Source organism: Streptomyces cylindrosporus (assembly GCF_022698165.1).
GTDB lineage: Bacteria > Actinomycetota > Actinomycetes > Streptomycetales > Streptomycetaceae > Streptomyces > Streptomyces cylindrosporus.
In genome coordinates, this window is sequence record NZ_JALDAY010000005.1 from 699,381 (window position 1) to 723,872 (window position 24,492).

At 71.1% G+C, this 24,492-nt stretch carries 22 protein-coding genes and 1 pseudogene; 16 read left to right on the top strand and 7 right to left on the bottom strand.

Going from position 1 to position 24,492, the window contains the following annotated elements:
* Window positions 1-18: 18 nt before the first annotated feature.
* The 3 genes from ilvN to serA all read left to right on the top strand — a co-directional run bounded on the left by ilvN (window position 19) and on the right by serA (window position 3,506).
* Complete coding sequence (gene ilvN, locus MQP27_RS19495) at window positions 19-543, top strand: acetolactate synthase small subunit (RefSeq protein WP_242766471.1); 525 nt, start codon at window positions 19-21, stop codon at window positions 541-543.
* Between the two features lie 116 nt (window positions 544-659).
* Window positions 660-1,658, top strand: coding sequence for a ketol-acid reductoisomerase (gene ilvC, locus MQP27_RS19500; protein WP_200700185.1), 999 nt, complete (start codon window positions 660-662; stop codon window positions 1,656-1,658).
* 258 nt (window positions 1,659-1,916) lie between these two features.
* Window positions 1,917-3,506 carry a phosphoglycerate dehydrogenase gene (gene serA / locus MQP27_RS19505; RefSeq protein ID WP_242766472.1) on the top strand — a complete coding sequence of 530 codons (1,590 nt, stop codon included), beginning with the start codon at window positions 1,917-1,919 and terminating at the stop codon, window positions 3,504-3,506.
* An 85-nt stretch (window positions 3,507-3,591) separates the two neighbouring features.
* Here serA and MQP27_RS19510 read toward each other — a convergent pair whose 3' ends face one another.
* Window positions 3,592-5,136, bottom strand: a complete 1,545-nt coding sequence (locus MQP27_RS19510; protein WP_242766473.1) for an MFS transporter — start codon at window positions 5,134-5,136, stop codon at window positions 3,592-3,594.
* A gap of 97 nt (window positions 5,137-5,233) precedes the next feature.
* Between MQP27_RS19510 and MQP27_RS19515 the strand changes: the two genes are divergently transcribed.
* Window positions 5,234-5,821: a TetR/AcrR family transcriptional regulator gene (locus MQP27_RS19515; protein ID WP_242766474.1), complete on the top strand. Its 588-nt coding sequence runs from the start codon at window positions 5,234-5,236 to the stop codon at window positions 5,819-5,821.
* Here MQP27_RS19515 and MQP27_RS19520 read toward each other — a convergent pair.
* Window positions 5,775-7,085 carry an MFS transporter gene (locus tag MQP27_RS19520; RefSeq protein WP_242766475.1) on the bottom strand — a complete coding sequence of 437 codons (1,311 nt, stop codon included), beginning with the start codon at window positions 7,083-7,085 and terminating at the stop codon, window positions 5,775-5,777. The genes MQP27_RS19515 and MQP27_RS19520 overlap by 47 nt on opposite strands.
* Before the next feature lie 47 nt (window positions 7,086-7,132).
* Between MQP27_RS19520 and pdxR the strand changes: the two genes are divergently transcribed.
* On the top strand, window positions 7,133-8,545 hold the full coding sequence (gene pdxR / locus MQP27_RS19525; RefSeq protein WP_242766476.1) for a MocR-like pyridoxine biosynthesis transcription factor PdxR: 1,413 nt from the start codon (window positions 7,133-7,135) through the stop codon (window positions 8,543-8,545).
* Here the strand turns inward: pdxR and MQP27_RS19530 are convergent.
* Window positions 8,542-9,192, bottom strand: a complete 651-nt coding sequence (locus MQP27_RS19530) for an HAD family hydrolase (protein ID WP_242766477.1) — start codon at window positions 9,190-9,192, stop codon at window positions 8,542-8,544. The two genes, pdxR and MQP27_RS19530, sit on opposite strands and share 4 nt — an antisense overlap.
* 2 nt (window positions 9,193-9,194) lie before the next feature.
* The gene (locus tag MQP27_RS19535) at window positions 9,195-10,427 is read right to left on the bottom strand and encodes a PucR family transcriptional regulator (RefSeq protein WP_242766478.1); all 1,233 of its coding nucleotides are present in this window, start codon (window positions 10,425-10,427) and stop codon (window positions 9,195-9,197) included.
* A 128-nt stretch (window positions 10,428-10,555) separates the two neighbouring features.
* Between MQP27_RS19535 and MQP27_RS19540 the strand changes: the two genes are divergently transcribed.
* The 3 genes and pseudogenes from MQP27_RS19540 to MQP27_RS51655 form a co-directional block, all read left to right on the top strand.
* Window positions 10,556-11,482: a proline dehydrogenase family protein gene (locus MQP27_RS19540; RefSeq protein WP_242766479.1), complete on the top strand. Its 927-nt coding sequence runs from the start codon at window positions 10,556-10,558 to the stop codon at window positions 11,480-11,482.
* A gap of 39 nt (window positions 11,483-11,521) precedes the next feature.
* Window positions 11,522-13,153 carry an L-glutamate gamma-semialdehyde dehydrogenase gene (gene pruA, locus MQP27_RS19545; protein ID WP_242766480.1) on the top strand — a complete coding sequence of 544 codons (1,632 nt, stop codon included), beginning with the start codon at window positions 11,522-11,524 and terminating at the stop codon, window positions 13,151-13,153.
* 179 nt (window positions 13,154-13,332) lie between these two features.
* Window positions 13,333-13,758: pseudogene (locus MQP27_RS51655) on the top strand (alpha/beta fold hydrolase); the annotation flags it as partial.
* 231 nt (window positions 13,759-13,989) lie between these two features.
* Here the strand turns inward: MQP27_RS51655 and MQP27_RS19555 are convergent.
* Window positions 13,990-14,190: a DUF5988 family protein gene (locus tag MQP27_RS19555; protein WP_242766481.1), complete on the bottom strand. Its 201-nt coding sequence runs from the start codon at window positions 14,188-14,190 to the stop codon at window positions 13,990-13,992.
* 51 nt (window positions 14,191-14,241) lie between these two features.
* The gene (locus tag MQP27_RS19560) at window positions 14,242-15,189 is read right to left on the bottom strand and encodes an NADP-dependent oxidoreductase (protein WP_242766482.1); all 948 of its coding nucleotides are present in this window, start codon (window positions 15,187-15,189) and stop codon (window positions 14,242-14,244) included.
* A 324-nt stretch (window positions 15,190-15,513) separates the two neighbouring features.
* Between MQP27_RS19560 and MQP27_RS50970 the strand changes: the two genes are divergently transcribed.
* Window positions 15,514-15,645, top strand: a complete 132-nt coding sequence (locus tag MQP27_RS50970; RefSeq protein WP_107056436.1) for a hypothetical protein — start codon at window positions 15,514-15,516, stop codon at window positions 15,643-15,645.
* 53 nt (window positions 15,646-15,698) lie between these two features.
* Here the strand turns inward: MQP27_RS50970 and MQP27_RS19565 are convergent, their stop codons facing one another.
* A complete protein-coding gene (locus MQP27_RS19565) occupies window positions 15,699-17,276 on the bottom strand; it encodes a purple acid phosphatase family protein (RefSeq protein WP_242766483.1) in 1,578 nt (525 codons plus the stop codon).
* A 143-nt stretch (window positions 17,277-17,419) separates the two neighbouring features.
* Between MQP27_RS19565 and MQP27_RS19570 the strand changes: the two genes are divergently transcribed.
* The 7 genes from MQP27_RS19570 (at window position 17,420) to MQP27_RS19600 (ending at window position 24,472) form a co-directional block, all read left to right on the top strand.
* Window positions 17,420-18,463: a 3-isopropylmalate dehydrogenase gene (locus MQP27_RS19570; RefSeq protein WP_242766484.1), complete on the top strand. Its 1,044-nt coding sequence runs from the start codon at window positions 17,420-17,422 to the stop codon at window positions 18,461-18,463.
* A gap of 253 nt (window positions 18,464-18,716) precedes the next feature.
* Complete coding sequence (locus MQP27_RS19575; RefSeq protein WP_242766485.1) at window positions 18,717-19,805, top strand: branched-chain amino acid aminotransferase; 1,089 nt, start codon at window positions 18,717-18,719, stop codon at window positions 19,803-19,805.
* A gap of 125 nt (window positions 19,806-19,930) precedes the next feature.
* Entirely contained in the window at window positions 19,931-20,626 is a 696-nt protein-coding gene (ureA, locus tag MQP27_RS19580; RefSeq protein ID WP_242766486.1) for an urease subunit gamma, read from the top strand.
* Complete coding sequence (locus MQP27_RS19585) at window positions 20,623-22,335, top strand: urease subunit alpha (RefSeq protein WP_242766487.1); 1,713 nt, start codon at window positions 20,623-20,625, stop codon at window positions 22,333-22,335. The genes ureA and MQP27_RS19585 overlap by 4 nt, the downstream gene beginning before the upstream one ends.
* Before the next feature lie 8 nt (window positions 22,336-22,343).
* Window positions 22,344-23,366 carry an agmatine deiminase family protein gene (locus MQP27_RS19590; RefSeq protein WP_242766488.1) on the top strand — a complete coding sequence of 341 codons (1,023 nt, stop codon included), beginning with the start codon at window positions 22,344-22,346 and terminating at the stop codon, window positions 23,364-23,366.
* Window positions 23,367-23,375: 9 nt separating this feature from the next.
* Window positions 23,376-23,873, top strand: a complete 498-nt coding sequence (locus tag MQP27_RS19595; RefSeq protein WP_242766489.1) for a hypothetical protein — start codon at window positions 23,376-23,378, stop codon at window positions 23,871-23,873.
* A complete protein-coding gene (locus tag MQP27_RS19600; RefSeq protein WP_242766490.1) occupies window positions 23,870-24,472 on the top strand; it encodes a TetR/AcrR family transcriptional regulator in 603 nt (200 codons plus the stop codon). Before MQP27_RS19595 ends, MQP27_RS19600 begins: the two co-directional genes overlap by 4 nt.
* Window positions 24,473-24,492 lie beyond the last annotated feature (20 nt).

Here is a 24,492-nt window from a genome sequence, read left to right on the forward strand (position 1 = left end):
AGAGAGACGTAAAAGATCATGTCCAAGCACACGCTCTCCGTCCTGGTGGAGAACAAGCCGGGCATCCTCGCCCGGATCGCGGCCCTCTTCTCCCGCCGCGGCTTCAACATCGACTCGCTCGCCGTCGGGGTGACCGAGCACGCCGACATCTCCCGCATCACGATCGTGGTGAGCGTCGACGCGCTGCCGCTCGAGCAGGTCACCAAGCAGCTCAACAAGCTCGTCGAGGTGCTGAAGATCGTCGAGCTGGAGCCGGCCCAGGCCGTCCACCGTGAACTCGTTCTGGTGAAGGTCAAGGCCGACAACGAGACGCGCTCCCAGATCGTCGAGATCGTCCAGCTGTTCCGCGCCAAGACCGTGGACGTCTCCCCGGAGGCCGTCACGATCGAGGCCACCGGCTCCAGCGACAAACTGTCCGCCATGCTCAAGATGCTGGAGCCGTACGGCATCAAGGAGCTGGTCCAGTCCGGCACCATCGCGATCGGCCGCGGCGCCCGCTCGATCACCGACCGCTCGCTGCGCGCCCTCGACCGCAGCGCGTAAAGCTGTAGGGGTGTACGGGCGGTTTCGGCCGCCCGTATACCGAGACCCCGAGACTTCGCTTCCGCCCGCCGTCATACGGTGGGACGCAACACCTGCACTCAAGGAGAGAACCCAAAGTGGCCGAGCTGTTCTACGACGCCGACGCCGACCTGTCCATCATCCAGGGCCGCAAGGTCGCGGTCATCGGTTACGGCAGCCAGGGCCACGCCCACGCGCTGTCGCTCCGTGACTCGGGCGTCGACGTCCGTGTCGGTCTGCACGAGGGCTCCAAGTCCAAGGCGAAGGCCGAGGAGCAGGGCCTGCGCGTGGTGACCCCGGCCGAGGCCGCCGCCGAGGCCGACGTCATCATGATCCTCGTCCCGGACCCGATCCAGGCCCAGGTCTACGAGGAGTCCATCGCCCCGAACCTGAAGGACGGCGACGCGCTGTTCTTCGGCCACGGCCTGAACATCCGCTTCGACTTCATCAAGCCCCCGGCCGGCGTCGACGTCTGCATGGTCGCCCCCAAGGGCCCGGGCCACCTCGTCCGTCGCCAGTACGAGGAGGGCCGCGGCGTTCCGTGCATCGTGGCCGTCGAGCAGGACGCCACCGGCAACGGCTTCGCGCTCGCCCTGTCGTACGCCAAGGGCATCGGCGGCACCCGCGCCGGCGTCATCAAGACGACCTTCACCGAGGAGACCGAGACCGACCTCTTCGGCGAGCAGGCCGTCCTGTGCGGTGGCACCTCCGCCCTGGTCAAGGCCGGCTTCGAGACCCTGGTCGAGGCGGGCTACCAGCCGGAGATCGCCTACTTCGAGTGCCTCCACGAGCTGAAGCTGATCGTCGACCTCATGTACGAGGGCGGCCTGGAGAAGATGCGCTGGTCCGTCTCCGAGACCGCCGAGTGGGGCGACTACGTCACCGGCCCGCGCATCATCACCGACGCCACCAAGGCCGAGATGAAGAAGGTCCTCGCCGAGATCCAGGACGGCACCTTCGCGCGCGAGTGGATGGCCGAGTACCACGGCGGCCTGAAGAAGTACAACGAGTACAAGACGCAGGACAGCGAGCACCTGCTGGAGACCACGGGCAAGCAGCTGCGCAAGCTGATGTCCTGGGTCGACGAGGAGGCGTAAGCCCTCAAGGGCCGAGGGGCCGGAGCGGACTGCTCCGGCCCCTTTGTCCAGCCCGTCGAATCACGGACGGGTGATCCTTCCGCAGAGGCGCGGGAGGACCAGCGCCGCGCCACTACACTGCCGTACTACATACGCGTCAGGCCCACAGCGTCGTGCGTCTTCCACGCGGCTCAAGCGGCCCTCCGGGTCGCGACACCCCTCCACCGCCTGCGGCCGTCGGGACGGCCGTCCGCACGCTTTGGACTTGTGAGGACTCACGTGAGCTCGAAACCTGTCGTACTCATCGCTGAAGAGCTGTCGCCCGCGACCGTGGACGCGCTCGGCCCGGACTTCGAGATCCGGCACTGCAACGGAGCGGACCGAGCCGAACTGCTCCCGGCCATCGCCGACGTCGACGCCATCCTGATCCGCTCGGCCACCAAGGTCGACGCCGAGGCGATCGCCGCCGCCAACAAGCTGAAGGTCGTCGCACGAGCCGGCGTCGGCCTGGACAACGTCGACGTCTCCGCCGCCACCAAGGCCGGCGTGATGGTCGTCAACGCCCCCACCTCGAACATCGTGACCGCCGCCGAGCTCGCCTGCGGTCTCCTCGTCGCCACCGCCCGCCACATCCCGCAGGCCAACGCCGCGCTGAAGAACGGCGAGTGGAAGCGCAGCAAGTACACGGGCGTCGAGCTGGCGGAGAAGACCCTCGGTGTCGTGGGCCTGGGCCGCATCGGTGCCCTCGTCGCGCAGCGCATGTCCGCCTTCGGGATGAAGGTCGTCGCCTACGACCCCTACATCCAGCCCGCGCGCGCCGCGCAGATGGGCGTCAAGGTGCTGTCGCTGGACGAGCTGCTCGAGGTCTCCGACTTCATCACCGTCCACCTCCCCAAGACCCCCGAGACCATCGGCCTCATCGGCGACGAGGCGCTGCGCAAGGTCAAGCCGAGCGTGCGCATCGTCAACGCCGCGCGCGGCGGGATCGTCGACGAGGAGGCGCTGTACTCCGCCCTCAAGGAGGGCCGGGTCGCCGGCGCCGGTCTCGACGTGTACGCGAAGGAGCCCTGCACGGACTCCCCGCTGTTCGAGTTCGACCAGGTCGTCGCCACGCCGCACCTCGGCGCCTCGACGGACGAGGCCCAGGAGAAGGCCGGCATCGCCGTCGCCCGCTCGGTGCGCCTCGCCCTCGCCGGTGAGCTCGTGCCCGACGCGGTGAACGTCCAGGGCGGCGTCATCGCCGAGGACGTCAAGCCGGGCCTGCCGCTCGCCGAGCGCCTCGGCCGGATCTTCACCGCGCTCGCGGGCGAGGTCGCGGTCCGCCTCGACGTCGAGGTGTACGGCGAGATCACCCAGCACGACGTGAAGGTGCTGGAGCTGTCCGCCCTCAAGGGTGTCTTCGAGGACGTCGTCGACGAGACGGTGTCGTACGTCAACGCCCCGCTGTTCGCGCAGGAGCGCGGCGTCGAGGTCCGGCTGACGACCAGCTCCGAGGCGACCGATCACCGCAACGTCGTCACCGTGCGCGGCACGCTCGGCAGCGGCGAGGAGGTGTCGGTCTCCGGCACGCTGGCCGGTCCGAAGCACCTGCAGAAGATCGTCGCGGTCGGTGAGTACGACGTCGACCTCGCGCTCGCCGACCACATGGTGGTGCTGCGGTACGAGGACCGTCCGGGCGTCGTCGGCACGGTGGGCCGCATCTTCGGCGAGGCGGGCATCAACATCGCCGGCATGCAGGTCTCGCGGGCCGTGGCGGGTGGCGAGGCGCTGGCCGTGCTGACCGTCGACGACACGGTGCCCTCCGGGGTGCTGGCCGAGGTCGAGGCGGAGATCGGGGCGACGTTCGCCCGGTCGGTGAACCTGGTCTGAGCTGACATGTGAACGCCGGTCGGGCTGAGGAGGTGTCTCAGCCCGGCCGGCGTTCGTGGTTTTCTGATGCAGCGTCAGTAATATGTCACATTCCACTGGGCTTGTCGGTGTCGACGTGGATCCCGCGCAACGCCCTCCCCGCAACCACGGCCGCCCCCGCCAGAATTACCGCCCCCGCGATCGCCGCCCCCTGCATACCGCTGGTGAACGCCTCCCGAGCCGCCACCGCCAGAGCGTCTCCCGTGCGCCCCGGCAGCTGCCTCGCCACCGCCAGCGCCCCGCCCAGCGTCTCGTGGGCCGGTGCCGGGGCCGTGCCCGGGATCTCGTGCCGGTAGATCGCCGTGCCGATGGAGCCGAGCACCGCCATCCCCAGTGCGCCGCCGAACTCCGAGCCCGTCTCCATCAGTGAGGACGCCGAGCCCGCCCGTTCCACCGGCGCGCTGCTCATCGCGAGGTCGGTGATCTGGGAGATGACCATCACGATGCCGGAGGCGAGGACGCCGCACGCGGCCAGCACCAGCCAGAGGGAGTCCGTGCCGGCGAAGGCGAGCATCGCGTAGCCCGCCGCGGCGGTCGCGAAGCCCGCGGTGACGACGTAGGCGCGGTCGACGCCCTTCTGTACCAGGGCCGTCGCCAGCGGGGCCGCCATGCCGATCGGCACCGAGGGGAGCAGCGCCCACAGGGCCGCCTCCATCGCGCTCTTGTCGAGCACCGACTGCAGGTACTGCGTGGTGAAGAACGCCGAGCCCATCATGCCGAACGTGGCGACCAGGTTGAGCGCGACCGAGGGGGCGAAGCCGCGGCCGCGGAACAGGGCCGGGGAGATCATCGGGGAGGCCGCGGTGCGCTGGCGGTGGACGAAGGCCGCGGCGAAGAGCAGACCGACGGTGACCGAGACGACGTACTGCGGGTGCCAGCCCTCGGAGGGGATCTCCTTCAGGCCGTAGATGACCGGGAGCACGGCGGCCATCGACAGCGGGACGCTCGGCCAGTCGAAGCGGCCGGGGTTCGGGTCCTTCGACTCCGGGAGCAGGAACGGGCCGAGGACCAGCAGCAGGGCCATCGCCGGCAGGTTGACCAGGAAGACCGAGCCCCACCAGAAGTACTGGACCAGGACGCCGCTCATCACCGAGCCGAGCGCGACGCCCGCCGTCATCACGCCGGACCACAGGCCGATCGCCTTCGCGCGCTGGCCGGGGTCGGTGAACATCGTGCGGATCAGCGCCATCGTCGACGGCATCAGGGTCGCGCCGCCGATGCCGAGGATCGCGCGGGCCGCGATCAGGGTCTCGGCGCTGTTCGCGTAGGCCGCGGTCAGGGAGGCGGCGCCGAAGGCCGCCGCGCCGATCAGGAGCAGCTTGCGGCGGCCTATGCGGTCGCCCAGGGAGCCCATGGTCATCAGCAGGCCGGCCAGGACGAAGGCGTAGATGTCGAAGATCCACAGCTGCTGGGTGCCGGTCGGCTCCAGGTCCGCGCTGATCGCGGGGATCGCGAAGTAGAGGACCGAGACGTCCATCGAGACCAGCAGCAGCGGGAGCATCAGCACGCCCAGTGCGGTCCATTCGCGGCGGCCGGCGAGTGCGCCGGCCGGGGTTGCGGTGGTGCTCGTCGAGCCCGTCGAGTTCGTCATGGCAGTGACTGTACGGGCGTCTTAAACGCTTGTCTAGAACGATTGTATAAGTCATGCGTATAGGACGACTGTATGGATCCGGAGTAGGGTGTCCGGCATGGGACATCGCGAGGATCTGCTCGAGGGCGCGAAGCGCTGCCTGCTGGAGAAGGGGTTCGTGCGCACCACCGCGCGCGACATCGTCAAGGAGTCGGGGACGAACCTGGCGTCCATCGGCTACCACTACGGGTCGAAGGACGCGCTGCTGGTGCAGGCCTACGTCTCGTTGATCGAGGGGCTCGGCGACAGTTTCGACCCCGGCTGGGGTGCGGGTGACGTGAGCGCGCCCGCCGGGTCGCTGGAGCGTTTCCAGGAGGTGTGGGCAAGCATCATCCGCTCGCTGCCCGAGTCCCGGGCCGTCTGGATGCTGAGCCTGGAGATCATCGTCAACGGGGAGCGCCTCCAGGAGGTGCGCAAGCTGCTGGCCGAGGCGCAGGAGCAGGGCCGCTCGGGGATCGTGCCCATGTTCAACGGCGTCCCGGAGGACGAACTGGACAAGGAGACGGTCGACACCGAAGGCCGCTTCTACCAGACCCTCCTCAACGGCCTCATGGTGCAGTGGCTCTTCGACCCGGACTCGGCGACGACCGCCGAACAGCTCACCGAGGGCCTGCGCCGGGTGATCGGGGGAGTCGGGGAGAGCTGATGTGGTGGCGATCGCGCAGGACCGGTGCGAGCGCGCCCAGCATCAGCAGCGCCGTCGCCGCGAAGGCCCACGGGTAGCCGGTCAGGGCGGCCAGCACGCCGAAGCCCGCGGCGCCGACGCCCATGCCGCCGTCGTACGCGAGGTTCCAGAGCGCGCTGACCGTGCCGTACGAGGAGGCGGAGACCCGGGCGTACATCAGGGTCAGCGTGGCGTTCTGGGTGATGCCGAAGCCCGTGCCGAACAGGGCGGTGCCCGCGAGGACGGCGAGCGGGCTGCCGGTCGCCGCGGTGAGCAGCACGCCCACGGCCGACAGGAGCAGGCCGGGCAGTACGAGCCGGGCGCTGCCGTGCCGGTCGCCGTGGCGGCCGGCCAGCCAGCGGGACACGGTCGAGGCCGCGGGCTGCACGAACAGGGCCACCGCGACCACGCCGGAGGAGGCCGCGGGCACGGCCAGCGGGAGGAAGGTCACCAGGATGCCGGTGGCTGTCGCGGTGGCGGCGAACACGAGGACGAGCCGCAGGAGGGGGCCGGTGCGGAGGCCGCGGAGGACACCGAGGGGAGGCTGTGAGTCTTGCGGTGCTTCTGTCTCCGTCGGCCGCCTGCCGCTGTTCGACTGCCCGCTGCCACTGGATCGCCTGCTGTTGTCCGGCCGCCTGCTCTTGGCCGACTGTCCGCCGCTGCCCGGCAGCCCCAGCACCGGCACGATCGCCGCCAGAGACACGGCGCCGCCGATCACCGCGACCGGCCCGTAGCCCGTGCGGCCGGCCAGCCACATGCCCAGCGGCAGGGTGATCAGCGACGGTACGCCGGAGACCACGCCCACCAACGCCAGCCCCTCGCCCCGCCGTTCGGCCGGGATCAGCATCGCGGTCAGGGCGCCGCCCGCGACGATGGTGAGCGCGAAGCCCAGGCCCCGTACCAGGCACACCGCGACGATCCAGGCGGTGTTCCCGGAGACGGTCAGCACCAGGGCCGGGGCGCCGAGCAGGAACAGGCCCGCCATCAGCGTCGCCCGGTAGCCGTGGCGGGCGACGAGGCGCGGAGTGGCGAGTTCGCCGAGGACGGTGGCGAGCATCAGGGAACCGGTGGCGAGGCCCGCCGCGCTGCCGCCGCCCGTCTCGGCGGCGTAGGCGGGCACCACGGACAGCAGCAGGAAGAAGCTCGCGCTCGCGCCGATCATGCTCACGAAGCGGAGCAGCAGGGGGCGGGACAGCAGGGGCGGTCGGGGCGTCGTCCGGGCCGGGGTGTCCGTCGTGGTCGTCATACGGGCGACGCTAGACACCGACCGGCCCTCCGCTAAGCTCCAATTCCATGCCAGTGCAGTGGGCCGGTTTGTCACCCGAGCTGCTCCTGACGGTCGACCGGGACAGCGGCGACCGCCTGTGCGCCCAGCTGGAACGGCAGCTGCGCGACGCGATCCGCACCGGCCGGCTCCAGGCCGGCGAACGCCTTCCCTCCTCCCGTGAGCTCGCCCGCGTCCTCGGCCTGTCCCGCGGTCTCGTCCAGGACTGCTACGCCCAGCTCCAGGCCGAGGGCTATCTCGTCACCCGGGTCGGCTCGGCCACCCGCGTGGCCGAGTGCGCCCAGGTGCCGGAGTCCCCGGCGCCGCCCCCGCCCGACCCCCGCTCCCGCCTGATCGCGGACTTCCGGCACGGCGTCCCGGACCTGACCTCCTTCCCGCTGAACGACTGGCTGTGGGCGACCAGGGAAGCGGCCCGGACCATGCCGACGTCCGAACTCGACTACGGGGATCCGCGCGGGAGTTCGGCGCTGCGGGAGGTGGTGGCCGGGTATCTGCGCCGGGTGCGCGGGGCCGCCGCCGATCCCGCCCGGACGGTGGTCTGCTCCGGGTACGCGCAGGGACTGCAGCTGGCGCTGCGGTCGTTGGCGCGGGTCGGGGTGCGGGTGGTGGCGTACGAGGATCCGGGCGGGCCGGACACGGCGACGGCGGCCGCGGAGGCGGCGGGGCTGACGGCCGTGCCGGTGCCGGTCGACGAACTCGGCGTCGATGTACGGGCGTTGGACGCCACCGGCGCCCGCGCCGTGATCGTCTCGCCGGCCCACCAGTGGCCGACGGGAGTCGTACTGGCGCCGGACCGCCGGCACGCGCTGATCGACTGGGCCGGGCGCCGGGACGCGTACGTCATCGAGGACGACTACGACGCGGAGTTCCGCTACGACCGCGAACCGGTCGGCACGCTCCAGGGCCTGGCCGCGGACCGGGTCATCTCCATCGGCACCGTCAGCAAGTCCCTCGCCCCCGCCCTGCGCCTGGGCTGGCTCCTGTGCCCGCCGGCGCTGGCCACCCCCCTCACCGACCTCAAACGCATCGCCGACCGCGGCTCGCCCACCCTCGACCAGCTGGCCCTCGCCCGCCTGATCGAGTCCGGCCGCTACGACCGCCATCTGCGCCACATGCGGACCGTCTACGCCACCCGCCGCACGGCCCTGCTCGCCGCTCTCGCCCAACACGCCCCGCCGGTACGCCTGTCGGGCCTGGCGGCAGGCTTCCACGCGGTGGCCCACCTCCCGCACGACACGGACGAACAGACGGTCGTACGCCAGTCACGCACCCGAGGAGTAGCCCTGTACGGCATGAGCACGTGCCGCACCTCGGGATCACCGCACCCACCCCAACTCGTCCTGGGCTTCGGCAATGTGACGGAACGTGCGATCGGGGAGGGAATCGCGGCCGTGGCGGATCTCCTGTGCGGTGAGGGCTAGCCGGCTGCCCGGACAAGGTGCAGGGCGAAGGCGGTGTCGACGGCGATCCACGTGGGCCGGTACGCGGCTTCGGCCCACGGCCGCCCACCGGACACCCACACACTCCGCACCCCGACACCGACCGCACCCTGGATATCGGCATGCGCGGAGTCACCGACCACCCAGGCACCTTCGAGGCCGACCCCCACGGCCGCGGCAGCCGCCGCGAAGATCTCCGGCGCGGGCTTCTTGCACCCGACCGCCTCGGACACCACCCACCCGTCCACGAGCCGGTCGAGGCCGGTGCGGCGGATCTTCGTCTCCTGCTGGACGACCCGGCCGTTGGTGACGATCACGCAGGTCCAGCCGTCCGCACGGGCCCGGACGAGGGCGTGGCGCGTGGGATCGGGCAGGGTGACGTGCTCGGCGGCGCCGCGGTCGAGGAAGGTGCGGACGGCGGGCTCGGGGACCGTGGTGCCGTAACGCCGGCTCATGGCCCGGGCGACTTCCCGTCGTGGCGTGTAGCCGCTCGCGTCGAGGGTCCTGAGCCACGCGAGGTCGTCGGAGGGCAGTGCGTGGTCCGTCAGGAAGGTCGCCGCCGCCTGGCTGAAGGCCGCGTCCCTGTCGACGAGGGTGTTGTCGAGGTCGATCATCAGCAGCGCGCCCACGGCTACAGCCGAGCCCCCTTCAGCGCCATGTGGAGCAGGAGGCGGTCCTCGCCGTCCGTCAGGTCGAGGCCTGTCAGTTGTTCGACTCTGGAGAGGCGGTAGTAGAGGGTCTGGCGGTGGATGCCGAGTTCGGCGGCGGTGCGGGCGGCCTGGCCGGCGCAGTCCAGGTAGGTCTCGGCCGTGCGGGCGAGTTCGTGGTGGGTGGGGGAGAGGAGGGGCCCTGCGGCGGGGTCGTGCGCCGCGTTCGGGGGGAGGGATGTGAGGAGGCGGTAGGGGCCGATTCCCGACCATTCCGCCACCGGGCCGAAGCGTGGCTCCGCGAGCGCCGCCCGGGCTGCCGCCGACGCCTCCCGCCAGGCCGTACCCAGGTCGGCGAGGCCCCTGCGCGCGGCGGCGATTCCGGCGGCGGTTGTGCTGCCCTTGTCCCGGGCGGGACTTCCGCCCAGCGACCGGCCCCGCTCCACCAGCCGTCCCGCCGCAGTCGTCGCCGGCGTGAGGACGTCCGGCGTGCGCAGGCGGATCAGCAGTGCCAGGGAGTGTGCGGCCGGGCCCCACGGGACCGTGCACAGGGCCGTCGCGCCCTGCACGGTGCGGACCGAGGGGGCGTCGTCGGGGTCGGCCGAGGGCCAGGGGGCCACGCAGACCACCGTGTGGGGGCCGTCGGCCCGGGTGCCCAGGGCCGTGCGGAGGTCCGCGATCGCCATGTCGCGTTGCCAGTCGCGGTCGGCGACCAGCACCGCCCGCAGTTCCCGGCTCAGGTCCGCCCCGTGCTGGGCCTCGTCCGCGAGCAGCGCGCCGATCCGGGACGTCACCTCCATCGCCGCCGTCAGCTGCGCGTCCGTCGGACCGGGGTCGTAGTCCAGCAGCCAGACGTAACCGAGGACGACACCCCGATGGCGTACCGGAAGGCAGATCCGGCCCCGGTACACCCCGGCCTCCGGGGTCGGCGGGATGCGGACCGGACCCGTCGCCCTGGTGATGCCGAAGCCCTCGAACCAGGAACGGACCGCGGCCGTGGAACGCCGGGTCAGGATCGAGCGGGTGCGGACCGGGTCCAGGGCCGATGCGTCCAGGTCGCCCTCACTGTCGTACACCCCGAAGGCGATCAGCTCGAAGTCGCGGTTCTCCAGGGTCGCCGGGGCGCCGAGGAGCTCGGAGATCTCGTCGACGAGTTCCTGGTAGTCGCCCATGAATGATGCAGCCTCGGACGTCGTCACGGTCCCATTCTCCCGCATCCCACCGGCCCCTTCATACATCTGTCTGAGATCTGCGGCACGGATGCGTGACAGCTGTCGATGGCCGACGATCGGAGGGATCCTTAGGTTTCACGGTGGTTCTATCTGCTGGTTTGTGGAGGTGCCCCGTGCTGGGTCCCGTGATTCTTGCCGCGTCGCGCAGCGACCGGATGCGACGCCTGATCTCGGCGGCCCCGGTGACCAAGCAGGTCGTCGACCGCTTCATCCCGGGCGAGTCCGTGGACGACATCGTGCCGATCATCCGGGACCTCACGGCCCGGGGCCTGGAGCTGACGATGGACGTCGTCGGCGAGGACATCACCACCCCGGCGCAGGCCGAGGCCGCCCGGGACGCGTACCTGCGGCTCATCGACCGCCTCGAGGACATGGAACTCGGCGAGCGCGTCGAGATGTCCGTCAAGCTGTCGATGTTCGGGCAGGCACTGGACGGCGGCCATGACATGGCCCTCGCGAACGTCCGGCCGGTCGTCGAGGCCGCCGCCGCGATCGGTACGACCGTGACGCTCGACGCCGAGGACCACACCACCCTCGACTCGATGTTCGCCATCCACGAGGAGCTGCGCCGCGACTTCCCGCAGACCGGCTGCGTCATCCAGGCCTACCTCTTCCGCACCGAGGCCGACGCCCGCCGGCTCGCCGCGGCGGGCAGCCGGGTGCGGCTGGTGAAGGGCGCGTACAAGGAGCCCGCCGAGGTCGCCTACCAGCAGAAACACGAGATCGACAAGGCGTACGTCCGGATCCTGCGGATTCTGATGGAGGGCGAGGGGTATCCGATGGTCGGCTCCCACGACCCCCGGCTCATCTCCATCGCCCAGGAACTCGCCCACCGCGCCGGCCGCAAGCCCGACGAGTACGAGTTCCAGATGCTGTACGGCATCCGCGGCGACGAGCACCTGCGCCTGGCCGCCCAGGGCCACCGCATGCGCGTCTACACCGCCTACGGCACCGACTGGTACGGCTACTTCATGCGCAGGCTCGCCGAGAAGCCGGCCAACCTGCGCTTCTTCGTGCGCAGCATGCTCAGCAAGGGCTGAACCCGAACACCCGCTCACGTACAAGGAGTTACGGATCCCATGGACGCTGTGACCCAGGTCCCCACCCCCGTCAACGAGCCGGTGCACGGCTACGCCCCCGGCTCGCCCGAGCGCGCCCGGCTGGAGGCCAGGCTCAAGGAGCTGGCCGAGAACCCGCTGGAGCTGTCGATGACCATCGGCGGCGAGAAGCGGCTGGGCGGCGGTGAGCCCTTCCAGGTGGTCCAGCCGCACAACCACAAGGCCGTCATCGGCACCGGCCGCCACGCCACCCAGCAGGACGCGCAGGACGCCATCGACGCGGCCCTCGCCGCCGCCCCCGCCTGGCGCGCGATGTCCTTCGACGACCGCGCGGCGATCATCCTGCGCGCCGCCGAGCTGCTGTCCGGCCCGTGGCGCGAGACGCTCGCCGCGTCCACCATGCTCGGCCAGTCGAAGACCGCTCAGCAGGCCGAGATCGACTGTCCCTGCGAGCTGGTCGACTTCTGGCGCTTCAACGTGCACTACGCCCGCCAGATCCTGGCCGAGCAGCCCCCGGCCAACTCCCCGGGCGTCTGGAACCGCCTCGACCACCGCCCGCTGGAGGGCTTCGTCTACGCGATCACGCCCTTCAACTTCAGCGCGATCGCGGGCAACCTGCCGACGGCCCCGGCCCTGATGGGCAACGTGGTGGTGTGGAAGCCTTCGCCCACCCAGACCCACGCGGCCGTGCTGCTCATGCGGTTGCTGGAGGAGGCCGGGCTCCCCAAGGGCGTCATCAACCTCGTCACCGGTGACGGCATCGAGGTCTCCAAGGTCGCCCTTGAGCACCGCGACCTCGCCGGCATCCACTTCACCGGCTCCACCAAGACCTTCCAGTACCTGTGGAAGACGGTCGGCAACAACATCGAGAAGTACCGCTCGTACCCGCGCCTGGTCGGCGAGACCGGCGGCAAGGACTTCCTCGTCGCCCACCCGAGCGCCGACCGCGCGGTCCTCAAGACCGCCCTCACCCGGGGCGCCTTCGAGTACCAGGGCCAGAAGTGCAGCGCCACCTCCCGCGCCTACATCCCCGCGTCCATCTGGAACGACGGCTTCCGCGAGGAGTTCGCCGCCGAGGTCGACTACCTGACCATGGGTGACGTCACCGACCTGTCGAACTTCATCGGCGCCGTCATCGACGAGCGCGCGTTCGCCAAGAACAAGGCGGCCATCGACCGCGCCAAGCAGGACCCGACCTGCACGATCGTCGCGGGCGGCTCCTACGACGACTCGGTCGGCTACTTCGTCCGCCCGACCGTCGTCGAGTGCAGCGACCCGGAGAACGAGGTCTTCCGCACCGAGTACTTCGGCCCGTTCCTCGCCGTGCACGTCTACGAGGACGAGAAGTACGACGAGATGCTGACCCAGATGGAGTCGGTCTCCGACTACGCGCTGACCGGCTCGGTCATCTCCAACGACCGCGCGGCCGCGGCGTACACGATGGAGAAGCTGCGCTACGCGGCCGGCAACTTCTACATCAACGACAAGTCGACCGGCGCCGTCGTCGGCCAGCAGCCCTTCGGCGGCGGCCGCGCCTCCGGCACCAACGACAAGGCGGGCGCGCCCCAGAACCTCCTGCGCTGGACCCTGACCCGGGCCATCAAGGAGACCCTGGTCGCGCCGACCGACTACGCGTACCCGCACATGGGCTGACCCCGCGGACGCGGAAACGGGCCAGGTCTCCCGGACCTGGCCCGTTCGCATGCCCGTGCGGGCAGACTGGCGCCATGGAGACGGTGATCACGGACGACGGCGTACGACTGTGGGCCGAGCGGTCCGAGGGGCCGGGCGAGCCGCTGGTGCTGTGCCACGGCGGGCCCGGACTGTGGGACATGTTCGGGGACGTCGCGGAACTGCTGTCCGGTGTGACCTCCGGCGTCCGGTGGGACCAGCGCGGATGCGGGCGTTCGGAGCGGTGCGCCGGGCCGTGGACCACCGAGCGGTTCGTGGCCGATCTGGACGCCGTACGGCGGCACTTCGGGGTCGAGCGGATGGCGCTGCTCGGCCATTCCTGGGGCGCACAGCTGGCGTTGGCCTATGCGCTGGCACGTCCGGAGCGGGTGCGGGTGCTGGTCTATGTCGCGGGTACGGGCATCGGGCCGGTCGCGGAATGGCACGGCGGTTACGAGGAGAACCTCCTCGCCCGTCTCGGTGAGCATCCCGAACGGCTCGCCCGTTGGCGGGAGTCGGGCAGGGACGACCGGGAGCGCGCGGTGATCCAGTGGTCCGCCGAGTTCGAGGACCGGGCCCGGGCGATGGAGCGGGCGGAGCGGATGGCCGACCCCTGGTTCGGGATCAACCTCGACTGCAGCCGGGAGCTCAACGACGAGACTCGGCGCACCTGGGGCACACCCGAGCTGTACGAGGCCTGCACAACTCTGGATGTGCCCGTGGTGATCGTCGACGGCGGTCGTGTTCCCCGACGCCGGGCACATCCCGTGGGCCGAGGAGCCGAAGGGCTTCCGCGAGGCGGTCGCGGCGGCGCTGCGCTAGCTCGGCAGCTCCGTGCGCTCCCACCACTCGTACACCGGCAGCGTGCCCTGCGCCGTGTCCGAGCTACGCGGGGTCGCCCTGAAGTGCTCGTATCCGCCGAGGAATTCGATCTTCACGTCGTTGCCGGGCGGCGGGACCGGGACGATCCGGTCGGGCAGGTCCTTCGGGCCGCCTTCCAGCAGTGCCTTGTCGTTCATGACCTCACCGTTCCCTTCGTCGTGTGCGATCGGTCGATGGAGTGCGGGCGGTCAGTCGGGCAGGACCAGTACGAGCTTTCCCTTCGCCCGGCCCGCCTCGCCCAGTTCGTGTGCCTTGGCCGCCTCCAGGAGCGGGAGGGCCGCCTCGACGTGGACGCGGATGCGGTCGTCCGCCAGCAGGGCGGCGATCCTGGCCAGGCGGTCTCCCGACGGCTCCGCCTCGACGACCGCGAAGCGCATGCCGCGGGCCTCCACGTCCTCCGGGGACAGACCCAGGTCGCCGGGGTTCGCGCAGACCAGGAGGCCGCCAGGGCGCAGGGTGCCGAGCGTGCGGGGGCCGTAGTCGCCGCCGACCAGGTCGAGGGCCACGTCGATGTCGCGCACGGACTCGGTGAAGTCGGCGGCCGTGTGGTCGTGCGGCTCGTCGGCGCCGAGCTCGCGCAGGAAGTCGTGCAGGTCGGCGCGGGCGGTGCCGACGACGTACGCGCCCTCCGCCTTGGCCAGCTGCACCGCCACGTGGCCGACGCCACCGGCCGCCGCGTGGATCAGCACCCGGGTGCCGGGCCCGACCCGGCCGATGTCGATCAGCGCCTGCCAGGCGGTGAGCGCGGCCGTCGGGGCCGCGGCCGCGTGCACGTGGTCGAGGCTCGCGGGCTTCGCGGCGAAGTGCGCGGCGGGGGCGGTGAGGTGCGTGGCGTAGCCGCCGGCGTGGACCTTGCCGAAGACCTCGTCGCCGGGGCGGAAACGGGTGACGTCCGCGCCGACCGCCTGCACTGTGCCGGAGACGTCCCGGCCGAGCGTGAACGGCGGGTCGCCGTACAGCGGCGCCGTCCCGGACCGGATCAGCAGGTCCACCGGGTTGATTCCGGCCGCCCGCACCCGCACCAGGACCTCGCCGTGCCCCGGTACGGGCCGCGGCCGTTCCTCGGCCTGAAGGACCTCCGGGCCGCCGAAGCGGCGCTGGGTGATCACAGTCGCGCGGGGCTGCTGCGTGGCCATCGGGTCTCCCTCCCCGAACGGAACGGAACGGGCCTTGTCCATCGTGCTGCGCACCGCGGCGCTCCGGTACCCGTAACCGTGAAAGCCCAGGTCAGAGCCGTGTGACCCAATCCACCGTCTCAGATAGTAGGAAGTCCGAGTAATTGTGGAGACAGACCGGGGGCGCTCCCTTACTTTTGTAGGAGCCGAACGTCTCGCTCGACCAAGCGAATGGCGGTCGTGAGCGCGCCCCGTGCAGGCAACCCCTGCGGCACCGCTCCCCGCCCCATCCGGCGTCTCGTAACCCCTTTCCGCACTCCCGGATGTCGAAGGAGTCGATTTCCCATGGCCGAGACGACCGCACGCCGCCGAGTCCGTCACATCTCCCGCACGAGCGAGTCCGACCGCAAGAACGCCGCAGCCGCCCTCCAGCGCGCCCTGGACCGCAGGGACAACGGCGGTTCGACCGGCCACTGAGCCGGGCATCACCTACTGGCCGGGAGCCGCACCCGCCGGGGTGCGGCGCGGACTCACGCCCCGCGCCGCACCTCGAAATGGTCGATGCGCTCACCGCTCTGCGCCAGCGCCGACACCGTGAGGGCCGGCCGGGAGCCGCCGACCGCCTCCACCGAGAGCAGCGAGAAGCCCCGATAGCGCACCCGCGACCACTCCACGGTCTCCGGCGCGGACGACTGCGACTTCTTCCACTGGAAGGTGTCGATCGAGTCGTGCCGCGTCACGTGCCCCTCGTAACTCTCCTTCACGCCCGACGGGAAGCCGTACAGGTCACGGCCGCCGCCGCCCGCCGTGACGTAGACGATCCCGTCGCGCGTCGGGTCGGTCGAGGCGCCGACGGGCACCGCGCGGCCGACCGCGCCCCCCGCCTTGACGGCGTCCGTGCGCTCGTACACGTGGTTGTGCCCGTTGATCACGAGGTCCACCTGGTGCTTCGCGAACACCGGCAGCCATTCGGCGCGCACCCCGCCGTCGGAGGCGTGCGAGGACGTCGAGTACGCGCAGTGGTGGAAGAAGACGACGAGGAAGTCGACGTCCTTCGAGGCCCGCAGCTCACCGAGCTTCCCGTCCAGCCACTTGGTCTGCTTCCCGCCCGTGTAGCCGTGGTTGGCGGGGATCTCGTACGACACGTCGTTGGCGTCCAGCGCCACGAAGCCGACGTTGCCGTACGTGAAGGCGTACACGCCCGGCGCCGTGCGCGCGTCGAAGCCGCTCTCCGGGAGCGACCAGCGGGCCAGCTGGCCGCCGTAGCCGTCCGGGGAGTACCAGGCCTCCATGTCGTGGTTGCCGGTCGTCACCATCCAGGGCACGGACCTGGCGACCGACTCGTTCTGCTTGAGGAACTGGTCCCAGAACGAAGGGTCGTAGCCGTCCGACTTCTGCCCCCGGCCGTTGCCGTCGGCGTAGCAGATGTCGCCCGCGTGCAGGTGGAAGGCGGGCTTCTGGCGCAGCAGGACATGGTCGTTGGCGGCCGCTGCCTGGCTGACGCCCTGGTCGCCGAAGGCCGTGAAGACGAACTTCTCGGCCGTGGCGGGCGCCGTGCGGAAACTGGAGATCGTCGAACGGTGGGCCGGCGCGGTCGGGTCGAAGCCCTCGTGGCCGACGCCGTAGTAGTACGTCGTCCCGGGGCGCAGCCCGTCCAGGGCTGCGTGCACGTAGTACTGCTCAAGGGCCAGGCGTACGCCGCTGACGCCCGGGGTGTGCAGGTCGCGGATCTCCGCCTCGGCCTTCCGGCTCAGGTCGTCCGGCTTCAGGCCGATCCGGACGTACGGCTTCTTCACGGCGAACGGCACCTGCCAGGACACCCGCATCTGCGTCTTCGGGTCGGCACCGAAGGCGAGATGGCGCCCGAAGGGGGAGACGGCCGAGCCGTGCACCTTCGAGGTCGCGGGCGACGGACTCGCCGTACTGCCCGATCCCCGTGCGCCCGAGCCGCTGCCGCCGCAGCCGGCCAGCAGCCCGCCCGCCGCCACCGCGCCCGCCGTCACCAGCGTGCGGCGCCGCATCAGCTTCGTACGCAGGTACTCGTACTGCTCGGCCATGCTCATCCGGCGCGCGAGCTGCGGGGGGATGCCGACGTCGGGTATGTCCATGACTGTGAAGTTCCCAGCGAATCCCAACGCCCGCCATACATAGGGGTGAACGGGTGGCGACTTGTTGACGCCGGTGGCCGCTAAGCGCGTCCGTATCGCGGACAGCGTGTGTCATCCCATGGGACGAGGAGTAGGGTGCCGACATGTCTCGCAGCATCAATCTCGCAGTGATCCCCGGTGACGGCATCGGCCAGGAGGTCGTGGCCGAAGGTCTCAAGGTCCTCTCGGCCGTCCTTCCGCAGGATGTGAAGCTGGAGACCCAGGAGTACGACTTCGGCGCCAAGCGCTACCACGCCACCGGTGAGACCCTCACCGACGCCGACCTCGACTCGCTGAAGCGGCACGACGCGATCCTGCTGGGTGCGATCGGCGACCCGAGCGTCCCCTCCGGCGTCCTGGAGCGCGGCTTCCTGCTCAAGCTCCGCTTCGCCTTCGACCACCACGTCAACCTGCGGCCGAGCAAGCTGCTCCCGGGTGTGGCGACCCCGCTCGCCGGTGCGCCGGAGATCGACTTCGTGGTGGTCCGCGAGGGCACCGAGGGCCCGTACACCGGCAACGGCGGCACCATTCGCAAGGGCACCGAGCACGAGGTCGCCACCGAGGTCTCCGTGAACACGGCCTTCGGTGTCGAGCGTGTCGTGCGGGACGCCTTCGCCCGTGCCCAGGCCCGCCCGCGCAAGAAGCTCACCCTCGTCCACAAGAACAACGTGCTGACCTTCGCCGGTCACCTGTGGACGAACATCTTCAACAAGGTGGCCGAGGAGTTCCCCGAGGTCACCACCGACTACATCCACGTCGACGCGGCGACCATCTACCTGGTCACCGACCCCGGCCGCTTCGACGTGATCGTCACCGACAACCTCTTCGGCGACATCATCACCGACCTCGCCGCGGCCGTCTCCGGCGGCATCGGCGTCGCGGCGAGCGGGAACATCAACCCCTCCCGCGAGTTCCCCTCGATGTTCGAGCCGGTCCACGGTTCCGCGCCCGACATCGCCGGCCAGGGCAAGGCCGACCCCACCGCCACGGTCCTGTCCGTCGCCCTGCTCCTGCGCCACCTCGGTCACGACGCCGAGGCCGCCCGCGTCGAGGAGGCCGTCACCGCCGACCTCACCGACCGCCAGGGCAAGCCCGCCCGCTCCACGTCGGAGATCGGCGACGCGCTGGCCGTACGAGTAGCCGGCTGACCCCGCCGCTCCTCGAAACCCTTCGAAGCCGCCGGGTCGCATCCGCACCCGGCGGCTTCCCCTGTGTCCCCGCCGGGTGCCACCATCATCCCCGGGTCGCATTCACGCCGTTTTCTTCCTCGGCTCCACCCGCGCGATAATCGAACGCGGAGCCGCGGTATGAGGCAATGCTCGGACGTCCTAACACTGGCCACTGGCAGTAGCGGGCGTGAGCGCGGCCCCTCACTACACAACCGGTGAAGGACAACCACTCATGACGACGCCCACGATCGAGCTCAAGCCCTCGGCCTCGCCACTTTCCGACGCGGAACGCGACGCGATCCTGGCGAACCCCGGGTTCGGCCGCCACTTCACCGACCACATGGTGATCATCAAGTGGACCGAGGGCCGCGGCTGGCACGACGGCCAGCTCGTCCCGTACGCGCCGATCTCCCTCGACCCGGCCACCATGGTCCTGCACTACGCGCAGGAGATCTTCGAGGGCCTCAAGGCCTACCGCCAGCCCGACGGCTCCGTCGCCACCTTCCGCCCGGACCGCAACGCCCTGCGCTTCCAGGCCTCCGCCCGCCGCCTCGGCATGCCGGAGCTGCCCGTGGAGACGTTCATCGAGGCGTGCGACGCGCTGGTCAAGCAGGACGAGGCCTGGGTCCCGGCGCACGGCGGCGAGGAGTCGCTGTACCTGCGCCCGTTCATGATCGCGACCGAGGTCGGCCTGGGCGTGAAGCCGGCCAACGAGTACCTCTTCCTGGTCATCGCGTCCCCCGCCGGCGCCTACTTCCCCGGCGGCGTCAAGCCGGTCTCCATCTGGGTCTCCGAGGACCACGTCCGCGCGGTGCCGGGCGGCATGGGCGACGCGAAGACCGGCGGCAACTACGCCGCCTCCCTGCTCGCCCAGGCAGAGGCCGCCGCCGAGGGCTGCGCCCAGGTCTGCTACCTCGACGCGGTCGAGCGCAAGTGGGTCGAGGAACTCGGCGGCATGAACCTGTACTTCGTGTACGGCAACAAGATCGTGACGCCCACCCTGACCGGCTCCATCCTGGAGGGCGTCACCCGCGACTCGCTCCTCCAGGTCGCCCGGGACCTCGGCTACGAGGCCGAGGAGGGCCGCATCTCCGTCGACCAGTGGCAGCGCGACTCCGAGAACGGCTCGCTGACCGAGGTCTTCGCCTGCGGTACGGCGGCGGTCATCACGCCGGTCGGCACGGTGAAGCGGACCGGGGCGCAGTGGCAGCAGACGTCCGGCGAGCCCGGCGAGGTCACCCTCAAGCTCCGCGAGGCGCTGCTGAACATCCAGCGGGGTACGGCGCAGGACGCACACGGCTGGATGCACCAGCTGGGCTGAGCCCCCGCTTGGAGCGGCACTCAAGCCGAGTTAGTCACATGAATCCCTGATCCTTCCCGGATCGGGGATTCATTGTTTAGAGTGGCACTCAAAAGTTAGAGTGGCGCTCAAAGAAGGGATGCCGGATGAGGCTGACCCCGACGGAACGCGACCGGCTGCTGCTCTTCGGGGCCGCCGAGCTGGCCCGGGCCAGAAGGGCCCGGGGTCTTCGGCTCAACGTGCCGGAGGCCACCGCGCTGATCGCGGACACCGTGTGCGAGGCTGCCCGGGACGGCAAGCGGCTCGCGGAGGCCGTCGAGGCCGCCCGCTCCGTGCTCGGGCCCGCCGACGTGCTGCCCGGCGTCGCGGACGTCGTCACCGAGGTGCATGTCGAGGCCGTCTTCGACGACGGTTCACGGCTCGCGGTCGTCTCCGACCCCATCGGGGGCGGGCTCGGCGAGGACGCCCCCGGCGCCCTGCTGCCGGGGCCCGAGCACGCCGACCCTGAGGCGGTCGTACGGATCACGGTCACCAACACCGCGACCGTGCCCGTCTCCGTCACCTCCCACTTCCACTTCTTCGAGGCCAACCCGCGCCTGGACTTCGTACGGGAAGCGGCCTACGGGATGCGGCTGGCCGTGCCCGCCGGGTCGTCCGTGCGCTTCGGGCCGGGGGAGAGCGCCGAGGTCGGACTGGTGCCGATCGGCGGCGAGCGGATCGCGATCGGGTTCGCGGGGCTCGTCGACGGGGCGCTGGACGCGCCGGGCGCGCGCGAGGAAGCGCTGCGCAGGGCCGCCGCCTGCGGATATCTGGGTGCCGTGACGGAAGGAGACCCGCGATGAGCCGCCCCGGAGGCCACCCCGCCGAAGCCCGCCGGCTCAGCCCGTACGAGTACGCGGCCACCCACGGCCCCCGCGCCGGCGACCGCATCCGCCTCGGCGACTCGGGGCTCGTCGTGCGGGTCGAGTCCGACTCGCAGTCGTACGGCGACGAGTTCCTGGCCGGGTTCGGGAAGACCGCGCGCGACGGGCTGCACCTCAAGGCCGCCGCCGTGCGGGAGACCTGTGACGTCGTGATCAGCAACGTCGTCGTCATCGACGCCGTGCAGGGGATCCGAAAGGTGTCGATCGGGATCCGGGAGGGACGGATCTGCTCGATCGGGCGGGCCGGGAACCCGGACACCCTCGACGGCGTCGACGTCGTGGTCGGCACCGGTACCTCGATCGTGTCCGGCGAGGGGCTCATCGCCACCGCCGGGGCCGTCGACACCCACGTCCATCTGCTGTCGCCGCGGATCATGGAGGCCTCGCTGGCCTCCGGCGTGACCACGGTCATCGGGCAGGAGTTCGGGCCGGTGTGGGGCGTCGGCGTCAACTCGCCCTGGGCGCTGCGGCACGCCTTCAACGCCTTCGACGCCTGGCCGGTCAACATCGGCTTCCTGGGCCGGGGTTCGTCCTCGCACGAAGCCCCGCTGATCGAGGCCCTCGCCGAGGGCGGGGCGTCCGGCTTCAAGGTCCACGAGGACATGGGCGCCCATACGCGGGCGTTGGACACGGCTCTGCGGGTCGCCGAGGAGCACGACGTCCAAGTCGCCCTGCACAGCGACGGGTTGAACGAGTGCCTGTCGGTGGAGGACACCCTGCGCGTGCTGGAGGGGCGGACCGTCCACGCCTTCCACATCGAGGGCTGCGGCGGCGGACACGTCCCGAACGTGCTGAAGATGGCCGGAGTCGCGAACGTCATCGGCTCCTCCACCAACCCGACCCTGCCCTTCGGCCGGGACGCCGTCGCCGAGCACTACGGGATGATCGTCTCCGTCCACGACCTCAAGACCGACCTGCCCGGCGACGCCGCCATGGCCCGCGACCGGATCCGCGCCGGGACGATGGGCGCCGAGGACGTGCTGCACGACCTGGGCGCGATCGGCATCACGTCGTCCGACGCGCAGGGCATGGGGCGGGCGGGGGAGACGGTCCGCCGTACCTTCGCGATGGCCGGGAAGATGAAGGCCGAGTTCGGAGCGCCGGACGACGGCCACGACAACGAGCGCGTCCTGCGCTACATGGCCAAGCTGACCGTCAACCCGGCCATCGCGCACGGACTTTCGCACGAGGTCGGCTCCATCGAGGTCGGCAAGCTGGCCGACATCGTGCTGTGGCTGCCGGAGTACTTCGGCGCCAAACCGCAGCTCGTCCTCAAGGCCGGGTTCCCGGCGTACGGCGTGGTCGGCGACCCGAACGCGGCCACCGACACCTGCGAACCCCTCGTACTGGGGCCGCAGTTCGGCGCGTACGGCGCCACGCCCGCCGACATCTCCGTCGCCTTCGTCGCGCAGGCGGCCCTCGACCAGGGCAACGACACCATGCCGACCCGGCGCCGCAGAGTCGCCGTCCGCGGCACCCGGGGCATCGGTCCCGCCGACCTGCGGCTCAACTCCCGTACCGGAGCGGTGGACGTCGACCAGCGCACCGGCCTGGTCACCCTCGACGGCGAGCCGATCCGCTCCGAGCCGGCCGACTCCGTCTCCCTCAACCGCCTCTACTTCCTCTAGGACCCTCGATGACCTACCGAATGCCCGCCGAGTGGGCCCCGCACGAGCGCACCTGGATGGCGTGGCCGGGTCCGAACCCGACCTTCACCGACGGCGAGGAGCTGGCCGCCGCCCGTGCCGCGTGGGCGTCCGTGGCCCGTGCGGTGCGCCGCTTCGAGCCGGTGACGGTGGTGCACGGGCCCGGACAGGCCGAGTCCGCGCGCGAGCTGCTCGGCCCGGACGTCGAGCTCGTGGAGCGGGAGCTCGACGACGCGTGGATGCGGGACATCGGCCCGACCTTCGTCACCGACGGCCGTGAACTGGCCGCCGTGGACTGGGTGTTCAACGGCTGGGGCGCCCAGGACTGGGCCCGCTGGGAGCACGACTCCAAGATCGCCCGCCGGGTCGCCGACCTGGCCGGGGTGCCGGTGCTGAGCAGCCCCCTGGTCAACGAGGGCGGTGCGATCCACGTCGACGGCGAGGGGACCGTCCTGCTGACGGAGACGGTCCAGCTCGGGCCCGAGCGCAACCCCGGGTGGAGCCGCGAGCAGGTCGAGCAGGAGATCCACGCGAAGCTCGGCACCCGCAAGGCCATCTGGCTCCCGCGCGGCCTGACCGGTGACTACGGCATGTACGGCACCCGGGGCCACGTCGACATCGTCGCCGCCTTCGCCCGCCCCGGCGTGGTGGTGGCGCACTCCCAGCCCGACCCCGCGCACCCCGACCACGAGGTGACGAAGGAGGTCATCGCCCTGCTCAGGTCCCAGACGGACGCGCGCGGCCGCACCCTGGAGGTCGTCGAGGTCCCCGCCCCGACCGTGCTGGAGGCCGACGGTCACTGGGCCGACTACTCCTACATCAACCACTACCTCTGCAACGGCGGCGTAGTCCTGTGCGCCTTCGAGGACCCCCGCGACGAGATCGCGGCCGGCATCTTCCGCCGCCTCTTCCCCGAGCGGACGGTGACCCTGGTGGACGCCCGTACGATCTTCTCCGGCGGTGGGGGCATCCACTGCATCACCCAGCAGCAGCCGAGGGCGGGCGTCAGGTAGAACGTACGGGTGAATGTGCTGATCTGCGCCGCCTGCGGAGCCCGGCTGACCGAACCGCTGCGAGTCCTGCCGGAGGTACCGCCCCGCCCGGAATACGACGGCCGCAAGAACCCGGACGGCTCGCGCCATGCCCCGCCGACCGTGCCACGCGGGACGTACGCGGTGGACCCCGAGCCGTGCGGGGCGCCGTATGTGTCGCACCCCGACCCGGATTGGTGCGATGCCGCGCACCCGGGCAACGCGTGCATGGGAGACCCCGACGGCCAGGGCTTCCTGATGTCCGCCGGCCCGCGCGACACCCTGGTGGTCCACCCCGAGGACACCCGTGGGCGGCTGACCGGCAACCCCGCCTTCCTGGAGATCGGGTGCTGCGGTGCGCCCGGGCGCGAGGGCCCCAACGAGGTGTGCGGCGAGTGCGGAGCGGTGGTGGCAACCCTGTTCTCCGACTGCACCGGGCCGTACGAGACCCACTTCCTGCCCGACGCGGTGCGGGTGGCCGCCGTATGACCGTGCCCCGGCGCACCCCGGCTCCGCCGCGCGAGCGCATCCTCGCCGCCGCCATGGACATGATCGCCGAGTGTGGTCTGGAGAAGCTCACCATGGCGGGGCTCGGGCGGGAGGTCGGGATGAGCAGTGGGCATCTGCTCTACTACTTCCGCTCCAAGGACGAGCTGCTGCTGCGCACCCTGGAGTGGAGCGAGGGCCGGCTCGGTGTCGAGCGCGGGCGGCTGCTGGCGCGTGCGGGTACGGCGCGTGAACGGCTCGATGCGTACGTCGACCTGTACGTCCCCGACGGGCACCGCGACCCGCACTGGACCCTGTGGCTGGAGGTCTGGAACCGTTCGCAGAACGCGGACGACGACGCGCGTGAGCGGCAGGCGGCGATCGAAGGCGTCTGGCACCGGGACCTGGTGGCGCTGGTCGCGGAGGGGGTGTCCCGGGGCGAGTTCCGGCCGGTCGACCCGGACCGCTTCGCCACCCGGCTGCGGGCCCTGCTCGACGGCTTCTCCATCCATGTGGCGGTCGGGCTGCGCGGCACGGACCGGGCGCAAGTTCTCGGCCACGTACGGGAGTTCCTCGACGACAGTCTCCTCGCGGACGTCTGACCACGCGCCCGGGTTGTACT

Coding starts and splice junctions, on each gene's coding strand:
- ilvN (WP_242766471.1), top strand. CDS start 19: ATGTCCAAGCACACGCTCTCCGTCCTGGTGGAGAACAAGCCGGGCATC.
- MQP27_RS19510 (WP_242766473.1), bottom strand. CDS start 5,136: ATGACGAACTCGACGGGCTCGACGAGCACCACCGCAACCCCGGCCGGC.
- MQP27_RS19515 (WP_242766474.1), top strand. CDS start 5,234: ATGGGACATCGCGAGGATCTGCTCGAGGGCGCGAAGCGCTGCCTGCTG.
- MQP27_RS19520 (WP_242766475.1), bottom strand. CDS start 7,085: ATGACGACCACGACGGACACCCCGGCCCGGACGACGCCCCGACCGCCC.
- pdxR (WP_242766476.1), top strand. CDS start 7,133: ATGCCAGTGCAGTGGGCCGGTTTGTCACCCGAGCTGCTCCTGACGGTC.
- MQP27_RS19535 (WP_242766478.1), bottom strand. CDS start 10,427: ATGCGGGAGAATGGGACCGTGACGACGTCCGAGGCTGCATCATTCATG.
- pruA (WP_242766480.1), top strand. CDS start 11,522: ATGGACGCTGTGACCCAGGTCCCCACCCCCGTCAACGAGCCGGTGCAC.
- MQP27_RS19555 (WP_242766481.1), bottom strand. CDS start 14,190: ATGAACGACAAGGCACTGCTGGAAGGCGGCCCGAAGGACCTGCCCGAC.
- MQP27_RS19560 (WP_242766482.1), bottom strand. CDS start 15,189: ATGGCCACGCAGCAGCCCCGCGCGACTGTGATCACCCAGCGCCGCTTC.
- MQP27_RS50970 (WP_107056436.1), top strand. CDS start 15,514: ATGGCCGAGACGACCGCACGCCGCCGAGTCCGTCACATCTCCCGCACG.
- MQP27_RS19565 (WP_242766483.1), bottom strand. CDS start 17,276: ATGGACATACCCGACGTCGGCATCCCCCCGCAGCTCGCGCGCCGGATG.
- MQP27_RS19570 (WP_242766484.1), top strand. CDS start 17,420: ATGTCTCGCAGCATCAATCTCGCAGTGATCCCCGGTGACGGCATCGGC.
- MQP27_RS19575 (WP_242766485.1), top strand. CDS start 18,717: ATGACGACGCCCACGATCGAGCTCAAGCCCTCGGCCTCGCCACTTTCC.
- ureA (WP_242766486.1), top strand. CDS start 19,931: ATGAGGCTGACCCCGACGGAACGCGACCGGCTGCTGCTCTTCGGGGCC.
- MQP27_RS19585 (WP_242766487.1), top strand. CDS start 20,623: ATGAGCCGCCCCGGAGGCCACCCCGCCGAAGCCCGCCGGCTCAGCCCG.
- MQP27_RS19590 (WP_242766488.1), top strand. CDS start 22,344: ATGACCTACCGAATGCCCGCCGAGTGGGCCCCGCACGAGCGCACCTGG.
- MQP27_RS19600 (WP_242766490.1), top strand. CDS start 23,870: ATGACCGTGCCCCGGCGCACCCCGGCTCCGCCGCGCGAGCGCATCCTC.